The 16,121-nt window shown below is 63.8% G+C and carries 17 protein-coding genes; 15 read left to right on the forward strand and 2 right to left on the reverse strand.

Annotation, left to right across the window (positions count from 1 at the left end):
* Window positions 1-1,500 (forward strand): DEAD/DEAH box helicase, encoded by a 1,500-nt coding sequence (locus Tchar_RS04000; RefSeq protein ID WP_144327792.1) that lies wholly within the window; start codon window positions 1-3, stop codon window positions 1,498-1,500.
* On the opposite strand, the gene Tchar_RS04005 is transcribed toward Tchar_RS04000, so the two are convergent.
* Entirely contained in the window at window positions 1,451-2,302 is an 852-nt protein-coding gene (locus Tchar_RS04005) for a symmetrical bis(5'-nucleosyl)-tetraphosphatase (RefSeq protein WP_144327793.1), read from the reverse strand. The two genes, Tchar_RS04000 and Tchar_RS04005, sit on opposite strands and share 50 nt — an antisense overlap.
* Window positions 2,303-2,313: 11 nt before the next feature.
* On the opposite strand from Tchar_RS04005, the gene Tchar_RS04010 reads away from it, so the two are divergent.
* Window positions 2,314-3,633, forward strand: coding sequence for a hemolysin family protein (locus tag Tchar_RS04010; protein ID WP_144327794.1), 1,320 nt, complete (start codon window positions 2,314-2,316; stop codon window positions 3,631-3,633).
* On the opposite strand, the gene Tchar_RS04015 is transcribed toward Tchar_RS04010, so the two are convergent.
* Window positions 3,578-4,498, reverse strand: a complete 921-nt coding sequence (locus tag Tchar_RS04015) for a LysR family transcriptional regulator (protein ID WP_144327795.1) — start codon at window positions 4,496-4,498, stop codon at window positions 3,578-3,580. The genes Tchar_RS04010 and Tchar_RS04015 overlap by 56 nt on opposite strands.
* Window positions 4,499-4,632: 134 nt before the next feature.
* Between Tchar_RS04015 and Tchar_RS04020 the strand changes: the two genes are divergently transcribed.
* The 13 genes from Tchar_RS04020 to Tchar_RS04080 all read left to right on the forward strand — a co-directional run bounded on the left by Tchar_RS04020 (window position 4,633) and on the right by Tchar_RS04080 (window position 16,120).
* Window positions 4,633-6,054, forward strand: a complete 1,422-nt coding sequence (locus Tchar_RS04020; RefSeq protein ID WP_144327796.1) for a form I ribulose bisphosphate carboxylase large subunit — start codon at window positions 4,633-4,635, stop codon at window positions 6,052-6,054.
* A 60-nt stretch (window positions 6,055-6,114) separates the two neighbouring features.
* Complete coding sequence (locus Tchar_RS04025) at window positions 6,115-6,441, forward strand: ribulose bisphosphate carboxylase small subunit (protein WP_144327797.1); 327 nt, start codon at window positions 6,115-6,117, stop codon at window positions 6,439-6,441.
* A gap of 180 nt (window positions 6,442-6,621) precedes the next feature.
* Window positions 6,622-8,217 carry a CsoS2 family carboxysome shell protein gene (locus tag Tchar_RS14300; RefSeq protein WP_408033535.1) on the forward strand — a complete coding sequence of 532 codons (1,596 nt, stop codon included), beginning with the start codon at window positions 6,622-6,624 and terminating at the stop codon, window positions 8,215-8,217.
* Between the two features lie 45 nt (window positions 8,218-8,262).
* On the forward strand, window positions 8,263-9,801 hold the full coding sequence (locus tag Tchar_RS04035; protein ID WP_144327799.1) for a carboxysome shell carbonic anhydrase: 1,539 nt from the start codon (window positions 8,263-8,265) through the stop codon (window positions 9,799-9,801).
* 13 nt (window positions 9,802-9,814) lie between these two features.
* Window positions 9,815-10,072: a carboxysome peptide A gene (locus Tchar_RS04040; RefSeq protein ID WP_144327800.1), complete on the forward strand. Its 258-nt coding sequence runs from the start codon at window positions 9,815-9,817 to the stop codon at window positions 10,070-10,072.
* Window position 10,073: 1 nt separating this feature from the next.
* Window positions 10,074-10,391: a carboxysome peptide B gene (locus tag Tchar_RS04045; RefSeq protein WP_144327801.1), complete on the forward strand. Its 318-nt coding sequence runs from the start codon at window positions 10,074-10,076 to the stop codon at window positions 10,389-10,391.
* A 52-nt stretch (window positions 10,392-10,443) separates the two neighbouring features.
* Window positions 10,444-10,740, forward strand: coding sequence for a BMC domain-containing protein (locus Tchar_RS04050; RefSeq protein ID WP_144327802.1), 297 nt, complete (start codon window positions 10,444-10,446; stop codon window positions 10,738-10,740).
* A 30-nt stretch (window positions 10,741-10,770) separates the two neighbouring features.
* Window positions 10,771-11,109, forward strand: coding sequence for a BMC domain-containing protein (locus Tchar_RS04055; RefSeq protein WP_144327803.1), 339 nt, complete (start codon window positions 10,771-10,773; stop codon window positions 11,107-11,109).
* A 28-nt stretch (window positions 11,110-11,137) separates the two neighbouring features.
* The gene (locus Tchar_RS04060; RefSeq protein ID WP_236640201.1) at window positions 11,138-11,557 is read left to right on the forward strand and encodes a ferritin-like domain-containing protein; all 420 of its coding nucleotides are present in this window, start codon (window positions 11,138-11,140) and stop codon (window positions 11,555-11,557) included.
* On the forward strand, window positions 11,557-11,838 hold the full coding sequence (locus Tchar_RS04065) for a 4a-hydroxytetrahydrobiopterin dehydratase (RefSeq protein ID WP_144327805.1): 282 nt from the start codon (window positions 11,557-11,559) through the stop codon (window positions 11,836-11,838). The genes Tchar_RS04060 and Tchar_RS04065 overlap by 1 nt, the downstream gene beginning before the upstream one ends.
* Complete coding sequence (locus Tchar_RS04070) at window positions 11,835-12,455, forward strand: ParA family protein (protein ID WP_144327806.1); 621 nt, start codon at window positions 11,835-11,837, stop codon at window positions 12,453-12,455. Before Tchar_RS04065 ends, Tchar_RS04070 begins: the two co-directional genes overlap by 4 nt.
* A gap of 339 nt (window positions 12,456-12,794) precedes the next feature.
* Window positions 12,795-13,733 carry a CbbQ/NirQ/NorQ/GpvN family protein gene (locus tag Tchar_RS04075; protein WP_144327807.1) on the forward strand — a complete coding sequence of 313 codons (939 nt, stop codon included), beginning with the start codon at window positions 12,795-12,797 and terminating at the stop codon, window positions 13,731-13,733.
* Between the two features lie 20 nt (window positions 13,734-13,753).
* Window positions 13,754-16,120 carry a nitric oxide reductase activation protein NorD gene (locus Tchar_RS04080; protein WP_144327808.1) on the forward strand — a complete coding sequence of 789 codons (2,367 nt, stop codon included), beginning with the start codon at window positions 13,754-13,756 and terminating at the stop codon, window positions 16,118-16,120.
* The last annotated feature ends 1 nt before the right edge of the window (window position 16,121 follow it).

Consider the following 16,121-nt stretch of genomic DNA (forward strand, 5'->3'; position numbering starts at 1 on the left):
ATGACACAAGCGTTTTCTGAACTGAATCTGGCCGAACCCTTGGCCCGCGCCGTGGCTGAGATGGGCTACACCACCATGACGCCCATCCAGGCGCAGGCCATTCCGGTGGTGCTGCAAGGGCGCGACGTGATGGGCGCGGCCCAGACCGGCACCGGCAAAACGGCCGCGTTTTCGCTGCCCTTGTTGCAACGTTTGTTGCGCCACGCCAACACCTCGACCTCGCCGGCTCGGCACCCGGTGCGGGCGCTGGTGCTATTGCCCACCCGCGAGCTGGCCGACCAGGTGGCACAGCAGATCAAGCTCTACGCGAAGTACACGCCCCTGCGCAGCGCCGTGGTCTTCGGCGGCATGGACATGAAGCCGCAGATCGAGGAATTGCGAAAGGGGGTGGAGGTCTTGGTTGCCACGCCCGGCCGTCTGCTGGACCATATCGAGGCCAAGACGGCGGTGCTCAATCAGGTCGAGTATGTCGTGCTGGATGAGGCCGACCGCATGCTCGACATCGGCTTTTTGCCGGATTTACAGCGCATCCTGTCGTATCTGCCCCAGCAGCGCACGACACTGTTGTTTTCGGCCACGTTCTCGCCGGAGATCAAGCGCCTGGCGGCGAGCTACCTGCACGACCCGGTGGTGATCGAGGTGGCGCGTGCCAACACCACCGCCGCCACCGTCGAGCAGCGTTTTTTCTGCGTGGAAGAGGCCGACAAGCGCGCGGCGCTGTTGCAGCTGCTGCAGCAGTTGCAGGTCAAACAGGCCTTCGTGTTCGTCAACAGCAAGTTGGGCTGCGCACGGCTGGCGCGAGCGCTGCAGCGTGACGGCCTGCGCGTGGCGGCCCTGCACGGCGACAAGAGCCAAGAAGAGCGCCTGAAGGCGCTCGATGCGTTCAAGCAAGGCCAGGTCGATTGGCTGGTATGCACCGATGTGGCCGCGCGCGGTCTGGACATCAAGGATGTGCCCGCGGTGTTCAACGTCGACATCCCGTTCAATGCCGAGGATTACGTGCATCGCATCGGCCGCACCGGACGGGCGGGAGCGTCGGGCTTGGCGGTGTCGTTCGTCACGGGCAAAGACGCCAAGCTGCTGGCGGATATCGAGAAGCTCATCGGTCGCCGCGTCGAGGTGGAGCCGCTGACACTGGAAGAGACGCGCCGGGCGCATTCCCGTCGTCAGGAGCGGCCGGTTGGTGGCGACGCCGAACCGCGCGATCAGGCGCGGCCGTCCCGACCAGCGGGTGCTGGCACCCGAGGCGAGCGGGGGACGTCGCCTGCGGCACGGGTGGCCGTGGCCGCCGCCGATCCGCTCTACGATCAACCCTACGAACCGTCGCTGCCACCCGATGCCAAACCGCAGTGGGAGGCCCAGACCAAGGCGTCGACGCCGCGCGGGTTGTCGGCCTATATCCGCCCCAAGCGCAAGGTGCCGGCCCTGTTGCGTGCGCCGTTGCCGGCGCTCACATCCCCCGACCCGGTGCCTGAGCCTGCGGACACGGTATCCGGATGATTTCGACCTGCCGTGCGTCCGCCACGGGGGCGTGCGGCAGGCAGGCCGCGCTGAGCTGTCCGCCCCAGACGCAGCCGCTGTCCAGCGCCAGCAGGTCGGGCCGCTGCAGCGGCCCGAGAGTCGACCAGTGACCGAAGGCGATGGGCGTGCCGGCGCTGCGGCGCCCCGGCACGTCGAACCACGGCACGAAGCCCGGCGGGGCCGCCGCTGCGCTGTCCTTGGTCGCAAATTCCATCTCTCCGTCGGGGCGGCAGAAGCGCAGCCGTGTCAGGGCGTTGACGATCACGCGCCAGCGCGCGCTGCCCTGCAGTGTCTCGTCCCAGCGCGCCGGTTCGTTGCCGTACATCTGCCGCAACCAGTCGGCGTGATCGGGCGCGCGCAGCCGCGCTTGCACTTCCTCCGCCAACCGCAGCACCTCGGTGGGCGTCCAAACCGGCAGCACGCCGGCGTGGACCAACAGCCACCCCTCGGCCGTCAAGGCCAGCGGCCGCTGGCGCAGCCAGTCCAGCAGCGTGGCGCGGTCCGGTGCGTTCAGGATGTCGTGCAGGGTGTCGTTGCGATGCGGCTGGCGCACGCCGGCGGCCACCGCCAGCAGATGCAAATCATGGTTGCCCAACAGCGCCTCGGCAGCCCCCTCCAGAGCGCGCAGCCGTCGCAGTACGGCCAGCGATGCGGGCCCGCGGTTGACCAGATCGCCCAGCAGGACCAGGCGGTCCCGGCTGGGGGAAAAGCCGATTTCGTCCAGCAGGTGCTGCAGCGCGCCGTCGCAGCCCTGGACGTCGCCAATCAGGTACAGTGCCATGGGCGCACATTATGGATATCCTGCTGATCGTCTTTCTGACCCTGCTCAATGGGGCGTTTGCCATGTCCGAGCTGGCGTTGGCGGCCAGCCGCCGGGCGCGACTGTCGGCCCTGGCCGAAGCGGGGGACAAAGGGGCCCGCGCCGCACTGCAACTGCTGGACAACCCGACGCAGTTTTTGTCGTCCGTGCAGGTGGGGATCACCTCCATCGGCATGCTCAACGGCATCGTGGGCGAGGCGGCGTTCAGCGACGGGCTGGCCGACCGGTTTCGCGGTTGGGGGTGGTCCGACGTGACGGCCTCGGTGTCCGCCACGGCCATCGTCGTGGCGGCCATCACGTTCTTGACAATCGTCTTTGGCGAGTTGGTGCCCAAGCGCATCGGCCAGCTCTACCCGGAGGCCGTCGCGCGCTGGGTGGCACGGCCCATGGCCGGTGTGGCCCGGGTGGCCAAGCCCTTCGTGCTGCTGCTGTCGGCCACCACGCATGCGGTGCTACGTCTGCTGCGCATCGACACCGACGCGGCCCGCGCGGTGACGGAGGAGGAGATCCACGCCAGCTTGCGCGAAGGCTTGGGCGCCGGCGTGATCAAGCGGCAGGAGCACCGCATGGTGCGCAATGTGCTGGCGCTGGATGACCGGCAGCTGGGCAGCCTGATGGTGCCGCGCTCGGACATCGATTGGCTGGAGGCGGGCGAGCCGCTGACCGAGGTGCTGCGCCGCGCGCGCCAGAGCGGGCACTCGTGGTATCCGGTGGCCCGTGGCGGGTTGGACCATGTGCAAGGCGTGGTGGCGCTGACGCACCTGATGGCCCTGGACGAAATCGGCGGGCGCGAGACCGACTGGGCGCGCGACGCGCTGCCGGCGACCTTCGTGCCCGAGACGCTCAGCGGCCTGGAGTTGCTGGAGCAGTTTCGCGCCCGCGCCATGCGCATGGTGTTTGTCGTCGATGAGTACGGCGTGGTACAAGGCTTGTTGACCCCGCTGGACCTGTTGGAGGCCATCACGGGCGAGTTGTCAGCGCAGGTTCCGGAAGACGCTTGGGCCACGCCGCTGCCAGACGGCGGCTGGCGTGTGGACGGTGCCATGCCGGCGCACGAGCTCAAGGCACGCCTGGATATCGATGAGCTGCCAGATGAAGACAAGGAGCGTTACCATACGGTGGCCGGCTTGTTGATGTTGGCGGCAGGGCGCCTGCTCAACGTGGGCGACCACATCACCATCGGGCGTTGGTCATTCGAGGTCTCGCGTACCGAAGGGCACCGCATCGACGAGGTGCTCATTCGCCCGCTGCCGGCGGGAAGGTCGGACGGTGGGTCTGCAACCACTGCTTGAACGCCAGCGCCGCGGGCGATAGGCGCTTGCCCGCCGGGTGCAGCAACTGCCAGCGCCGCAGCAAGGGAAAGCCGCGCACATCCAAGGCCACCAGTTCGCCCAGCGCCAATTCGGCTGCCACCGCATGTGCCGATAGTACGGCCACCCCCAAGCCACCAGCGACGGTTTGCTTGACGGCCTCGTTACTGCCCACCTCCAGCCGCACGCGCAGACTCACGCCGTGCTCGGCGAAGAAGCGCTCCGCCGTGGAGCGCGTACCCGAGCCCGGTTCGCGCAGCACGAAGGGCTCCTCGGCCAAGCGCTGCGGGTCGATGTCACGGGCACGCGCCAGGGGATGCGTCGGTGGCGCAATCAGTACCAGGGGGTTGTCGGCGAACGGCTCGGTGACCACGTCCAGGTGCTCGGGTGCGGCGCCGAGTACATACAAGTCGTCCTGATTGGCGGCGAGGCGCTGCAACAACGCTTCACGGTTGCCCACGTGCATGGCCACGTCGATGCCCGGGTGGCTGGCGCAAAACGCCCCCAGCAGCTTGGGTACCACGTACTGCGCAGTGGTCAACACCGCCACGCGCACCCGCCCGCGTTCCACGCCGCGCAACGCCGCAACGTCGTCGGCCAGCTGCAACAAACGCTCCTCCACGTCGCCGGCTGCCTGTGCCAGCAGCTCGCCGGCTGGCGTCAGGTAGATACGCTTGCCGATTTGCTCGAACAGAGGCAGCCCCACGGCATCGGATAACTGTTTGACTTGCAGCGACAGTGTAGGGGGAGCCAGGTGCAGTGCTTCGGCGGCACGGGCGAAGCTGCCGCGGCGCGCGACCGCCAGAAAGATGCGCAGTTGGTGGAGGGTCAGATGGCGTGGGTTCATATGCTCATTTTACATTAGTAAATGATTTCAGTTAGAACATTTTACTTTGTCTAAATGGAAAACCCCAACACAATGCAGACCTGAGGCAGTCACCTGCACCCACCGTCCCTGAACCATCTTTGCGAGGAGCACCCATGGCCGTCAAGACCTACAACGCCGGTGTCAAGGAATACCGCCAAACCTACTGGATGCCGGATTACACACCGCTGGACTCGGATATTTTGGCGGTGTTCAAGATCACACCCCAGCCAGGGGTAGACCGTGAAGAGGCGGCGGCAGCGGTGGCTGCTGAATCTTCCACCGGTACCTGGACCACGGTGTGGACCGACCTGTTGACCGATCTGGATTACTACAAGGGTCGAGCCTATCGTATCGAGGATGTGCCGGGGGATGACACGGCCTTCTATGCATACATCGCCTACCCGATCGATCTCTTCGAAGAGGGTTCGGTTGTCAATGTCTTTACATCCCTGGTTGGCAACGTATTTGGTTTCAAGGCCGTTCGCGCACTGCGCTTGGAAGATGTCCGCTTTCCGCTGGCATACGTAAAGACCTGCGGCGGGCCGCCCAACGGCATCCAGGTCGAGCGCGACAAGCTCAACAAATATGGCCGTCCCCTGTTGGGTTGCACCATCAAGCCGAAGCTTGGACTGTCGGCCAAGAACTACGGTCGCGCCGTTTATGAGTGTCTGCGCGGCGGTCTGGATTTCACCAAGGACGATGAAAACGTCAACAGCCAGCCTTTCATGCGTTGGCGTGAACGCTTCGACTTCGTCATGGAAGCCATCCAGAAAGCCGAGCGTGAGACTGGTGAGCGTAAGGGGCATTATCTGAACGTGACGGCGCCGACGCCGGAGGAAATGTACAGGCGTGCCGAGTATGCGAAAGAGATTGGTGCTCCCATCATCATGCACGACTTCATCACCGGTGGGTTTTGTGCCAACACTGGACTGGCCAACTGGTGTCGCAACAACGGGATGCTGTTGCATATCCACCGCGCCATGCACGCCGTCATCGATCGTAACCCGCGCCATGGCATCCACTTCCGTGTCTTGACCAAAGTACTGCGTCTGTCCGGTGGTGATCACCTCCACACGGGTACCGTGGTGGGTAAGTTGGAGGGTGATCGGGCCTCGACCTTGGGGTGGATCGATTTGTTGCGCGAAAGCTATGTGCCCGAGGATCGTTCGCGCGGCATTTTCTTCGATCAGGACTGGGGATCGATGCCGGGCGCGTTTGCAGTCGCCTCGGGTGGTATTCACGTCTGGCACATGCCGGCCCTCGTCACCATTTTTGGAGACGACTCGGTGCTGCAGTTTGGCGGTGGTACGTTGGGGCACCCTTGGGGTAATGCAGCCGGTGCGCATGCCAATCGGGTGGCGTTGGAAGCCTGCGTACAGGCACGCAACGAGGGGCGTAACCTTGAGAAGGAAGGCAAGGAAATCTTGACCGCGGCGGCACAGCACTCGCCGGAACTCAAGATCGCCATGGAGACCTGGAAGGAGATCAAGTTCGAATTTGATACGGTCGACAAGCTCGATGTCGCGCACAAGTGAGCGCGTAAAGCAGAGTCGATTCGTCTTCCCAGTTTGCCCATCGTATTAAGGAGTGTCGTCATGGCTGTCGAAGCTTACAAGTCGCAGTTGCGCTACGAGACGTTTTCTTATCTGCCGCAAATGACGCCCGAACAAGTGCGTCGGCAAATCGCCTATGCCATCGCACAAGGTTGGAACCCGGCGGTCGAACACAGCGAACGGGGTACCCCGGCCAGCGTGAGCTTTTGGTACATGTGGAAGTTGCCGATGTTCGGTGAGCAGAGCGTGGACGCTGTGATGGCCGAACTGGAGGCCTGCCACCGTGAATTTCCCGATCATCTGGTGCGCTTTGTGGCGTATGACAACTACGCCCAAAGTCAGGGTCTGGCGTTTGTCGTCTATCGCTGAAAGCCGCATCCAAATGGGGGACGCACCATGAGCTTGACGGCAAGCATGAGCGCCACGTTGTCGGGGCGCGAGCTGGCGCGACAGCGGCGTGCCGCGCTGGCGACACAGGGGCGCGCAGCATTGGTCAAGACCGGCGCCCATCAGATGCGTGCGGCGTTGCCGGCAAGCACAGGGGACCGGATGCCTGTAACCACGCCCGCGGGCTCGTTCAACGGTGGCTGCGGCTGCGGCTGCGGTGGCGCGGTCTGTCGCGCCGAGGCGTCATCTGTCGGCGGGGCTGGCGACGCGCCACGGGCGTCGGTGCCAGCGCCCACCGGGCGTGCTTTGGCGCGCGCCCGTCGCGAGGCGCTCGCCCGGGACGGTAAGAACGGGATACAGCGCGTCTCGCAGGCCGCGCGCTTGGTCGCGACGTTGCCCCAAGCCGATTGGAAAGCTGTATTGGACAAAGGGGCCACAGGGCGCCAGCTGGCCATGCAGCGTCGCCTCGTGCAGTCGCTCAGCGGGCGCGTAGCTACTGCTGCGACCCCTAGTTCGCGTCCCTCGGGACGAATTCGCCCACGGCCGGCCGCCTCGCTCAGCACCTCTGGTGTGGAGGAGTCGCGCACGCTGCAAGGGCAACGCGTCACGGGATTGAATTTGTCGCGTAGTCCGCGTGTCACGGGTGACGAACACGGCGCTTGCCGGCTAGTCACCGGGGATGAATATTTGGGGGCCGATCACTATGAAGCGGCCTGCGAGCAGATTCCGGTACCGGAGGCCGCCAAAGTGGTGTCAAGTCAAACCCTCGGGGGTAATTCTGTGACCGGTCCGGCCATGCGGGCGGGTAGCCGCATCACCGGTAATGAAACCGGTCTGTGTCGCGGCATCACCGGAACCCAATATCTGTCTGGCGAGGACATAGCTCTTTGTATGACGGAGCGCCCACGCCAGCCGCAAAAAGTCAGCGTCATGTCCAGCCGTGGAGGGCAAGCGGTGACGGGTACGGCGGTGGCCACGCCGGTACCCGAGGTTACCGGTGCAGAGGCAGGCCGCGAGCGCACCATCACGGGTACGCAGTACGCCCGCTTCCTTCAAACGAATGTGATTTCCGGGCACAGCGGGCGTCAACCCGCTACGTGGCGGCCACAAAGCGCCACGGGTGATACACCGGGTGTTGGCGGCGGTGACATCACGGGTGATGAACGTGGTGCGTGTGAGCCGGTGACCGGAACACCGTATATCGGTCCGGACAATCTGCACGCATCGTGCACGGTTAGCAGCCGTTGGTTGACGCGCTTTCCTCAAGCCAACAGTGCGCCGGCTGTCGAGCCGCCCTCGGATTTCAGCGTACGTTCGCCCGCCCGCCTGGCACGTGAACGGCGTGAGGCCGTCGTCACCGGCATACCATCGCAAGCGGATGACCGCATCACCGGGCCTGGCAACAAGGCAGGCGGTCTGGTGACCGGCACGCCGGAGTTTCGCCACCGCAAGGGTGGTGCACCGGAGTGGAACGCGCAAAAAAGCAGTGCCTATCGTTTGACTGGAGAGGGCAGTCAATCGGGTGTGCGTATCACCGGGGACGCTTGGGGATCCACTGGGCGCGTCACAGGCACCGAAGGGCCCTCTGCTGCCGCACGCAATCCGTCGTTGCGTGGTCAGCCACGCAGCGTTGGTACACACGCGCGGGCTCACAGAGACCTGCCGCGGGCTGACGTTCCCGCCAGTCCGGTCACTGGCTCATCCGGGACTACGGAGCGCGGCGCCGTGGTAACCGTCTCGGGCGGGGCGCGCGGCTGAGGGTCGCTTTATCCGCGTTGGATCGGCTTTGACACGTCGCGCATCATGAATACGTACAAGCGTATGCAAGCCCTGGGGCGTCGGCCAGCAGCGCCGGCTCTCGTGCGGCATATCGCCGTGCGGCGCGCGGATGGCGCCACCTTGCCGTCGCATCCCGCGTGCGCAGCGAGTGACCCGCAATCCTGCGCGCATGCGTTGGTCGATGCGCGACTCAACGAGGCATTGTTTCGCTACGAGCGCGTCATTCGGGATCGATTCGACGCGATCGAAGATGTACTCCGTTCGTTGTCACCGTATCAGCACGATCTGGATTTCGCCGAGAAAGCGCAGGTCATGGCCGAGCAGCGCCTCGGTCTGCGTTGGCCGCAGTCGGCCCTGGAGCATGCTTGGGTGGCTGGTGTCGACATGAAGACGTTGTTCGCGCACGCAACGTTCGAGGGAGTTGCCCGCTGTGTGGCGAGTGCCGATTTCGATCAAGCTGCATGGCGTACTGCGTTGCCGCTCAATGTCGCACGCTGGCGTGAATTCGGCTATCACACCGTTGACATCAGTCCGTGTGCCGATGGTCGCTTGCAGGGTTTGTTGCCCTTCGTCTTGCGTACCGTCCCTGACGAAGCTGTATTGGTCAAAGCCTATGCCGGAGCGTTGTTCGACATCGAAAACGACGTGGCGGATTGGGCGCAGCGTCAGGTACACCAATACGCATCGGGCGTTTTTGGCCTAGACTATTTGAAAGTGGCGGTATATCACTTCAGTTCGTCGAGTCCAACGCAGCAGGGATGTGCTGCGCACGGGAGTCACGACGACGTGGCGATCACAGCAGCCATCGAGCGTCTTTATGCACTGCGTCATGCGGTGGCGGAGCAATTCGGCCCCGATATGGCCCCGCAGGTGGTGCTCATCGGCGTCGACACCGATCTGGATGCCATTCGTATTCATCTGCCGGATATCTCGGGCCGTTTGCATGCACAGCGATTTCTAGATAGTGCACATTTGTATCGCCAGACACTGGGATTGCCGGCCGACGTTGCGCTCGGGCATATCGAGCAGGCTGTCAAATCATACGCACATGACCTCGGTGGACTAGGTGCGAAAGGCAACGAGTCAGGCATGCAGGGGCTCGCTGTGGCGTGGCTGGTGGCGAATTTTTCTCAAATCGAATATGTGCTCCATCATCACGCCGGGCGGTATGCAGTCATCGGTCACGATGAACAGTTCATTTGCGTCGGCGACATGGTGCCGCGGTTGCACCTTCGTAATCAGTTTTATTACGCTCATTTAGATACGGTGGAAGAGGGGGCCGCAGACCTTGACGTCGGCATCCGCATCTTTTCCGGATTGAATGTTCGTCGCGGTTTGCCGGTGCCGGTGCTCGTGCATTTTCAGTACAGCTCGGCAGTACCGGACTCGCGCGCGCGTGCGGTGCAGCGCGGGCAACGTATACGGGCGGCAATCGCGACGCGCTATGCGGAGTTGTGCTCGCGCGGGCTGTTGCAGTGCTGTGTCGCGGTCAGCGACCGCCGTGGGCGTGAGCCACTGGCGTTCGTCGCCGATGATGCTTCGGTCAGCCCTTGTATGCACTAAAGAGGCATGAACCATGAAGATCATGCGCGTCGAAAAAACCCTCGTATCGACCAACCGCATCGAGGCCTTTGGACATCGGCCGCTGTTGGTGGTGCAAGAAAAGGTTGGCGGGGCTCGTAGCGTGGCCGTCGATGCGGTTGGATGCGTGCCCGGTGACTGGGTGATTTGTGTGGGCTCGTCGGCGGCGCGCGAAGCGGCCGGATCAAAGGATTTCCCGTCCGATCTCACCATCGTCGGCATCATCGACCACTGGTCACCTGAGGGGGGCTGAGATGGATATCGTGCGTGTCATGGATGAGCTGGTATGCACACGCCGGGTCGAAGGGCTGCGCCACCACGCGTTGCGGATTGTACGTAGCGCGCAGGGTGTCGTTTCGGTGGCCACCGACGCTGTGGGTGCCCCCGTGGGTAGCTGGGTTTTTGCGACCACGGGCAGCGCCGCGCGCTTGGCGATGCCGGACCACACTGCGATTACCGACTTGACGATTTGCGGAATCATCGACCACTGGGGGCAGGAAGGTCCGGCACCAGTGGGAACGACGAACCCCCCTGGGCTGGCGGGGGGCGCCAAGCCAGCCGACAGGACGTGATTTTTTGTAACCCGCTCGGGGCACACCGGGCACACTTTGAAGGAGTACAGCCATGGCCAACACCACAGGTATCGCCCTGGGAATGATCGAAACTCGCGGTCTCGTTCCTGCCATCGAAGCGGCAGACGCGATGACCAAGGCCGCCGAAGTGCGACTGATCGGTCGCCAATTCGTCGGTGGCGGTTATGTCACCGTGATGGTGCGCGGTGAGACGGGGGCGGTGAACGCGGCGGTTCGTGCCGGTGCCGACGCCTGTGAGCGCGTTGGTGACGGGCTGGTGGCGGCGCACATCATCGCGCGCGTGCACAGCGAAGTCGAGGGCATTTTGCCCACCGCGCCCAGCGCTTGATGATGGTTGTCCAACGCTACGGAGAACGAGATGGCTCAATACACCGGAATTGCGCTGGGGATGATCGAGACGCGTGGCTTGGTGCCCGCCATCGAAGCCGCCGACGCCATGTCCAAAGCCGCAGAGGTACGGCTGATCGGGCGCCAGTTCGTCGGTGGCGGCTATGTCACCGTGATGGTGCGTGGTGAAACGGGAGCGGTGAATGCCGCGGTTCGCGCCGGTGCCGACGCCTGCGAGCGTGTGGGCGACGGGCTGGTGGCGGCGCACATCATCGCGCGCGTGCATAGCGAGGTCGAGGGCATCTTGCCCACGCGTCCGCAAGCCGACGGTGGTGGACGCGACCTCGAGGTGGCGACCACGCGCAGCTGAGCGCTCCAGCGAGCCGGCGGGAGACATGATGAGCGACAACCGCACCATCGGTTGGCTGAATCGGGCGCTGCAGCACGAGTTCGGTGCCGTTCAGCAGTACCTAGCGCAATCGGTATTGGCCCGTTTGCTGGGGGATGCCGAAGGTGCCGAACGCTGGCGTGATGAGGCATTGGAAGAGCTGGCTCACGCCGAGCGGTTGATGGAGCGCTTGATCCAGTTGGGCGCGGCGCCCTCAGCAGGGGCGCTGCCGCCCGCGCGTTTGGGGCGGGGGCCGCAAGATTTCGATGGCATCGTGCATGCCATGGAGTGGCAGGCGGTGCGCTTGTACCAAGATGCGGCTGAACACGCCCAGCGCATGCGCGACGAGGGCACCCACGCGTTGATGCAAGAGCTGCTGCAAGCCGAAGTGCAGCACTTTCGCAATGCAGGGCGAGAAAGGATCGCATGATGGATACCTCAGACCTGTCTGGCTGGACCCGCGGCAGTCGTCCTGATCACCTGTTTCGTCGCTTCGTGTTTGACAGCTACGCCCAAACACGTCGCTTTTTGGATGACATGCAGGCAGTGTGCGATGCATGTGGTGTGACGCCACAAAACGTCAACTTCGGCACCACGTATGTGAACGTGACCATCAGTGCCGAGGGCGATTCCTTGTCGCCTGCCGATTGGGAGGCGGCGCGGCGCATCGATGCGCTGGTGCGCCCTGCCTCTGAGGCGACACAGCCATGACCGGTGCGCGTCCGGCGTCCGTAGCCGTCGTCAACCAAAAGGGCGGCTGTGGCAAGACGACGCTCGCCGTTCAGTTGGCAGCTGGCCTTGCCCGCCGGGCACGCACTGCGTTGGTGGATGTAGATCCACAGGGCTCGGCGACACAGTGGGCGCGGCAAGGTGCGCGAGCGTTGGATTTTCCGGTAGTGGGTGACGCAGCAGCGGACACGGCGTCCGACGTGCGTTATCTGGTTTGGGACTGCCCCCCCGCAAGCGGTCATCAGGCAACGCAGCGCGCGCTGCGCGAAGTCCAGTGGGCGTTGGTGCCCGTTTTGCCATCTCCCCTGGATCTATGGGCCAATTGGCAGCTCATCGATGCGATCCGGCAAGCAAGCGCCGACAACCCTGCATTGCAGGTCAGGTTGGTGGTCAACCAGGCCGAACCAGGCAGTGCGCTGTCTGCCGCAATGCACGATGCTTTGCGCGAATTCGGTGTGCCGGTGCTGCGCACCGCAGTGCGCAAGCGAGCCGTCTATCGCATGGCGGCCATGGAAGGGACGTCTGTTTACGCGATGGGTTTGCGTGCCGCGGCCGCGGTGCAAGAAATCGACGCCATTATCGAGGAGTTATGGCCATGAGTACTTTGTCACGCAAGCTGGCAGGCAGCGTTCGTGCTGCCGCCCAAACGGCCGCCGGGTCCGCAGGCGTACCCGCACCATCTGCTGCAGCGGCATCAGCCGAGACCGCGACAGCGAGCTCTCCTCGGTCACCGCGCCGACGCCGGCCATCTGCCACCGCAGCAACGACGTCACCCGCGACGGATGCGCCGGTAACAGTGGCCCCACTTCACGATCCGGCACAAATACCGCCAGCCAGTGGTTCTGTGCTCTTTCCAGCGCGGATCTGGCCCGATTGAGCAGGGCCCACCGACTCGTTGAGTTTTCAAATTGTTTTTTCCGCCCTCGAACCCTTCAGCGATGCGAACCAACACGTCCCGTTTTTATCGTCAGGCGGCTCACACGACGCCGCAAGCGTGGTCAGCGGTACCGGCGGCCACACACGTCGAGCCGGCAGCGGCAGTTCGCGTCGTTGCCGCGTCGGCCACAAGCGCGGAGCATGGGGTCCTCGATCCCTTTCGGATTCGCCATCAACCGTACTGGCGGCCCGTGGCCGATGAGGTGTCTTTGTACGAGGCAGCTTACGCGGCACGCATGCCAGTGATGCTCAAAGGTCCCACGGGTTGCGGTAAGACCCGGTTCGTCGAATACATGGCGCATCGGTTGGGCAAGCCATTGGTGACCGTGGCGTGCCACGAGGACATGACGGCCTCTGACCTAGTGGGGCGGTTTTTGTTGGACGCGCAGGGTACGCGTTGGCAAGATGGGCCGTTGGCGCTGGCGGCGCGGCATGGTGCGATTTGTTATTTGGACGAAGTGGTGGAAGCCCGGCAGGACACCACGGTGGTGATCCATCCGCTCACCGACGCACGCCGCCAGCTGCCATTGGACAAGAAGGGTGAATTGATCCACGCTCATCCGGATTTTCAGTTGGTGATCTCGTACAACCCCGGCTACCAAAGCCTGATGAAGGATCTCAAGCAGTCGACCAAGCAACGTTTCGTGGCGTTGGATTTCGATTACCCTGAACCGGAAGTCGAGGCGGAAATCGTTGCACATGAGTCGGGGGTGGCGCGCGAGATTGCGGAAAAATTGGTTCACATCGGGCAGCGGTCGCGCAATCTGAAGGGTCATGGCCTGGATGAGGGGCTGTCGACGCGTATGTTGATTTATGCCGCCGGTTTGATCGCGCACGGTGTCTCGCCTGTGGCTGCTTGTCACATGGCGTTGGTGCGCCCCATCACGGACGATCCCGACATGCGCGATGCGCTCGAAGCGGCTGTAGCAACTTATTTCTAAATACATCACAGCGGCGGTTCATGGCCATCCAACTCGATGACTATGCCGAGCTCCTGGCCGAGTTGCCGGGAGATGCCCAGACGGTGCTGCGCGCCGCCTGGAACGAGGCGGCGCGGGCATTTTCGGCGCGTGGGTTGGACAACTACCTCAGGGGCGCGCGCGCTCTGCATGAACTCGGTCGCGGCGAAGAGCTCGTGGTGAGCTATTTGCAGCACGTGCCAGCCGTGGCGCGCGCCTTGGGCGAGGAGGTATTGCCTGACTTGGTCAACTTTCTCCTCAGCATGGCCTCGAAAACCAGCGGGCAGGTACTTACTCTGGTGGTGCAGACCGCGCCCCTGGCAGCCGATCGCTTGGGGGATGCCAACCTGTTTCGCCAGTACCTACAGGTATTATCTATCATGCTGGCGCAGGCCCCCCGTGGGCTGCGCCCGATGTTGGAGCACCTGGATCGCTTGCTATCGCAATTGACCCTGGGAGGGTTGCGCCGGTGGGTGCAGTGGGGTGCCCAGGCGTACAAAACCGACTTTGAGGGCCAACAGCGCTATTTTTCGTTGCAAAGCCCAGATGCGCTGGCCGTGTTGCAACAGGAGCGGCGCGGTACGTTGTTCGTAGACGTGCAGCGCAAGCTGGGCATATACCTGCGCGCAATGTGGGGGCGCGATTTCCTGATGCGTCCCACTGCTGGCGACTTCGAGTCCCGCGAAGGGTTGCGCCCTTACATCGAGCGTTATGTGATTTATGTCGCCGACGCGTACGATGATGTGCGCCCCGATGGTGACGCCACCCCGGCGGAGGCGGTAGTCGGGGCGATGGAGGTCTATCGCGCCGCGCTCAACCACTGTGCTGCCCATTTGGTGTTCGGTGCGACGGCTCTGCCGCAAGAGGGTCTCGATGCGCTCGAGCGCGCCATGGTCGAGGCAGTCGAAGATGCACGTGTTGAGTACCTCGCTTGCCAGCGTTTTCCGCGGATGCGGCAGGCGTGGTTGGCCCTACATCCAACACCGGATCCCTCGGTGCAGCGGGCGGGTGATTTGATTAACCGCTTGGCACGTGCTTGGTTGGCCGGATGCGGCGATGACTCCCATCCGTGGGTGGCGGAGGGCGTGGCGGCGCTGGCGGCATGGCCCCGCTGGGATGACCCGCAACTCAGCCTGCAGACCGGTCGGCACTTGGCGCAGCGTTTGCGCGAGTGCTTGCAGGGCGACGGGCTACCGGCGTTTTCTGCGCGGCTGGATGGCTTGCGCGCGCTGTACCGCGACGACAACCGCTGGATTTGGATGGCCGGGCAGTACGACGAAGCGATGGCCTGGGCGGCCAGCTGGAGCGGGCCGCGCCAGGTCAGGCGCCGGGTCTCACTGATGGAGATGGTCAATGAAGTACCGGTCGAATTCGCGGGTGACGATGCACAAGAAATCTGGGTGCTGCCCACCGAGTTTTGGCTGGATGAGGAAGGGGTGACCATCAACAGCCTGGAGGGCCGTCCACCGGTGGCCGACCCAGTGCATTACCCCGAATGGGATTATCAGTTACAGCTTGAGCGACCCGATTGGGTGACGGTGATCGAGCGCCGTGGTAGTGCTGGCGACTTGCAGATCATCGAGCGTTTGATCGAAGAGCATCAGTTGGTGATCAAGGGCCTGCGCCATCTCATCGAGGCGATGGCGCCACAGGGGGTGCAGCGCATACGGCGTTTGGAAGAGGGCGACGACCTCGACCTGGATGCTGTCGTACGTGCCCTGACCGATGTGCGTATGGGTCAGCAGCCCGATCCCCGGATCATGATGCGGCACCAGCGCCATGTACGCGACGTGGCGGTGCTGGTGCTGCTGGACTTGTCCGAATCGGCCAATGAGCGCGTGCGCGGGCAAGACCACACGGTGTTGGAGCTGACGCGCGCCGCTAGCGTCCTGTTGGCCGAGGCGTTGGACCGGCTGGGCGATCGCTTTGCTCTGCATGGCTTTTGCTCCGATGGTCGGCATGACGTGCAGTACCTGCGCTTCAAGGATTTCGATGAGCCGTGGCGCGATGCCGCCAAAGCTCGCTTGGCGGCAATGAAAGCGCAATACTCCACACGAATGGGCGCGGCGCTGCGTCACGGTGGCCGTTGGTTGCGGCGGCAGCCACAGCGCAAAAAGATCCTGTTTGTCATCACCGATGGCGAACCTGCTGACCGTGACGTGCCCGACCCGCAATATCTACGTTTGGATGCGCAGCGTGCGGTCCAGGATTTGCAGCGCGATGGCATCGTGACCTATTGCTTGTCGCTCGACCCGCACGCCGATCGCTATGTGGCGCGTATTTTTGGACCACGTCACTACACGGTGTTGGATCGGGTGGAGCGGCTACCGCAGCAGCTGCCCCTGTTGTACCTGGGTCTGACGCGCTAGG

Origin of the sequence: Tepidimonas charontis, assembly GCF_007556685.1 — a bacterium.
Classification (GTDB): Bacteria; Pseudomonadota; Gammaproteobacteria; order Burkholderiales; family Burkholderiaceae_C; genus Tepidimonas; species Tepidimonas charontis.

Excerpts from the sequence above, each read along its gene's own strand:
- Tchar_RS04000 (WP_144327792.1), top strand. The coding sequence starts at position 1 with ATGACACAAGCGTTTTCTGAACTGAATCTGGCCGAACCCTTGGCCCGC.
- Tchar_RS04005 (WP_144327793.1), bottom strand. The coding sequence starts at position 2,302 with ATGGCACTGTACCTGATTGGCGACGTCCAGGGCTGCGACGGCGCGCTG.
- Tchar_RS04010 (WP_144327794.1), top strand. The coding sequence starts at position 2,314 with ATGGATATCCTGCTGATCGTCTTTCTGACCCTGCTCAATGGGGCGTTT.
- Tchar_RS04015 (WP_144327795.1), bottom strand. The coding sequence starts at position 4,498 with ATGAACCCACGCCATCTGACCCTCCACCAACTGCGCATCTTTCTGGCG.
- Tchar_RS04020 (WP_144327796.1), top strand. The coding sequence starts at position 4,633 with ATGGCCGTCAAGACCTACAACGCCGGTGTCAAGGAATACCGCCAAACC.
- Tchar_RS04025 (WP_144327797.1), top strand. The coding sequence starts at position 6,115 with ATGGCTGTCGAAGCTTACAAGTCGCAGTTGCGCTACGAGACGTTTTCT.
- Tchar_RS14300 (WP_408033535.1), top strand. The coding sequence starts at position 6,622 with ATGCCTGTAACCACGCCCGCGGGCTCGTTCAACGGTGGCTGCGGCTGC.
- Tchar_RS04035 (WP_144327799.1), top strand. The coding sequence starts at position 8,263 with ATGAATACGTACAAGCGTATGCAAGCCCTGGGGCGTCGGCCAGCAGCG.
- Tchar_RS04040 (WP_144327800.1), top strand. The coding sequence starts at position 9,815 with ATGAAGATCATGCGCGTCGAAAAAACCCTCGTATCGACCAACCGCATC.
- Tchar_RS04045 (WP_144327801.1), top strand. The coding sequence starts at position 10,074 with ATGGATATCGTGCGTGTCATGGATGAGCTGGTATGCACACGCCGGGTC.
- Tchar_RS04050 (WP_144327802.1), top strand. The coding sequence starts at position 10,444 with ATGGCCAACACCACAGGTATCGCCCTGGGAATGATCGAAACTCGCGGT.
- Tchar_RS04055 (WP_144327803.1), top strand. The coding sequence starts at position 10,771 with ATGGCTCAATACACCGGAATTGCGCTGGGGATGATCGAGACGCGTGGC.
- Tchar_RS04060 (WP_236640201.1), top strand. The coding sequence starts at position 11,138 with ATGAGCGACAACCGCACCATCGGTTGGCTGAATCGGGCGCTGCAGCAC.
- Tchar_RS04065 (WP_144327805.1), top strand. The coding sequence starts at position 11,557 with ATGGATACCTCAGACCTGTCTGGCTGGACCCGCGGCAGTCGTCCTGAT.
- Tchar_RS04070 (WP_144327806.1), top strand. The coding sequence starts at position 11,835 with ATGACCGGTGCGCGTCCGGCGTCCGTAGCCGTCGTCAACCAAAAGGGC.
- Tchar_RS04075 (WP_144327807.1), top strand. The coding sequence starts at position 12,795 with ATGCGAACCAACACGTCCCGTTTTTATCGTCAGGCGGCTCACACGACG.
- Tchar_RS04080 (WP_144327808.1), top strand. The coding sequence starts at position 13,754 with ATGGCCATCCAACTCGATGACTATGCCGAGCTCCTGGCCGAGTTGCCG.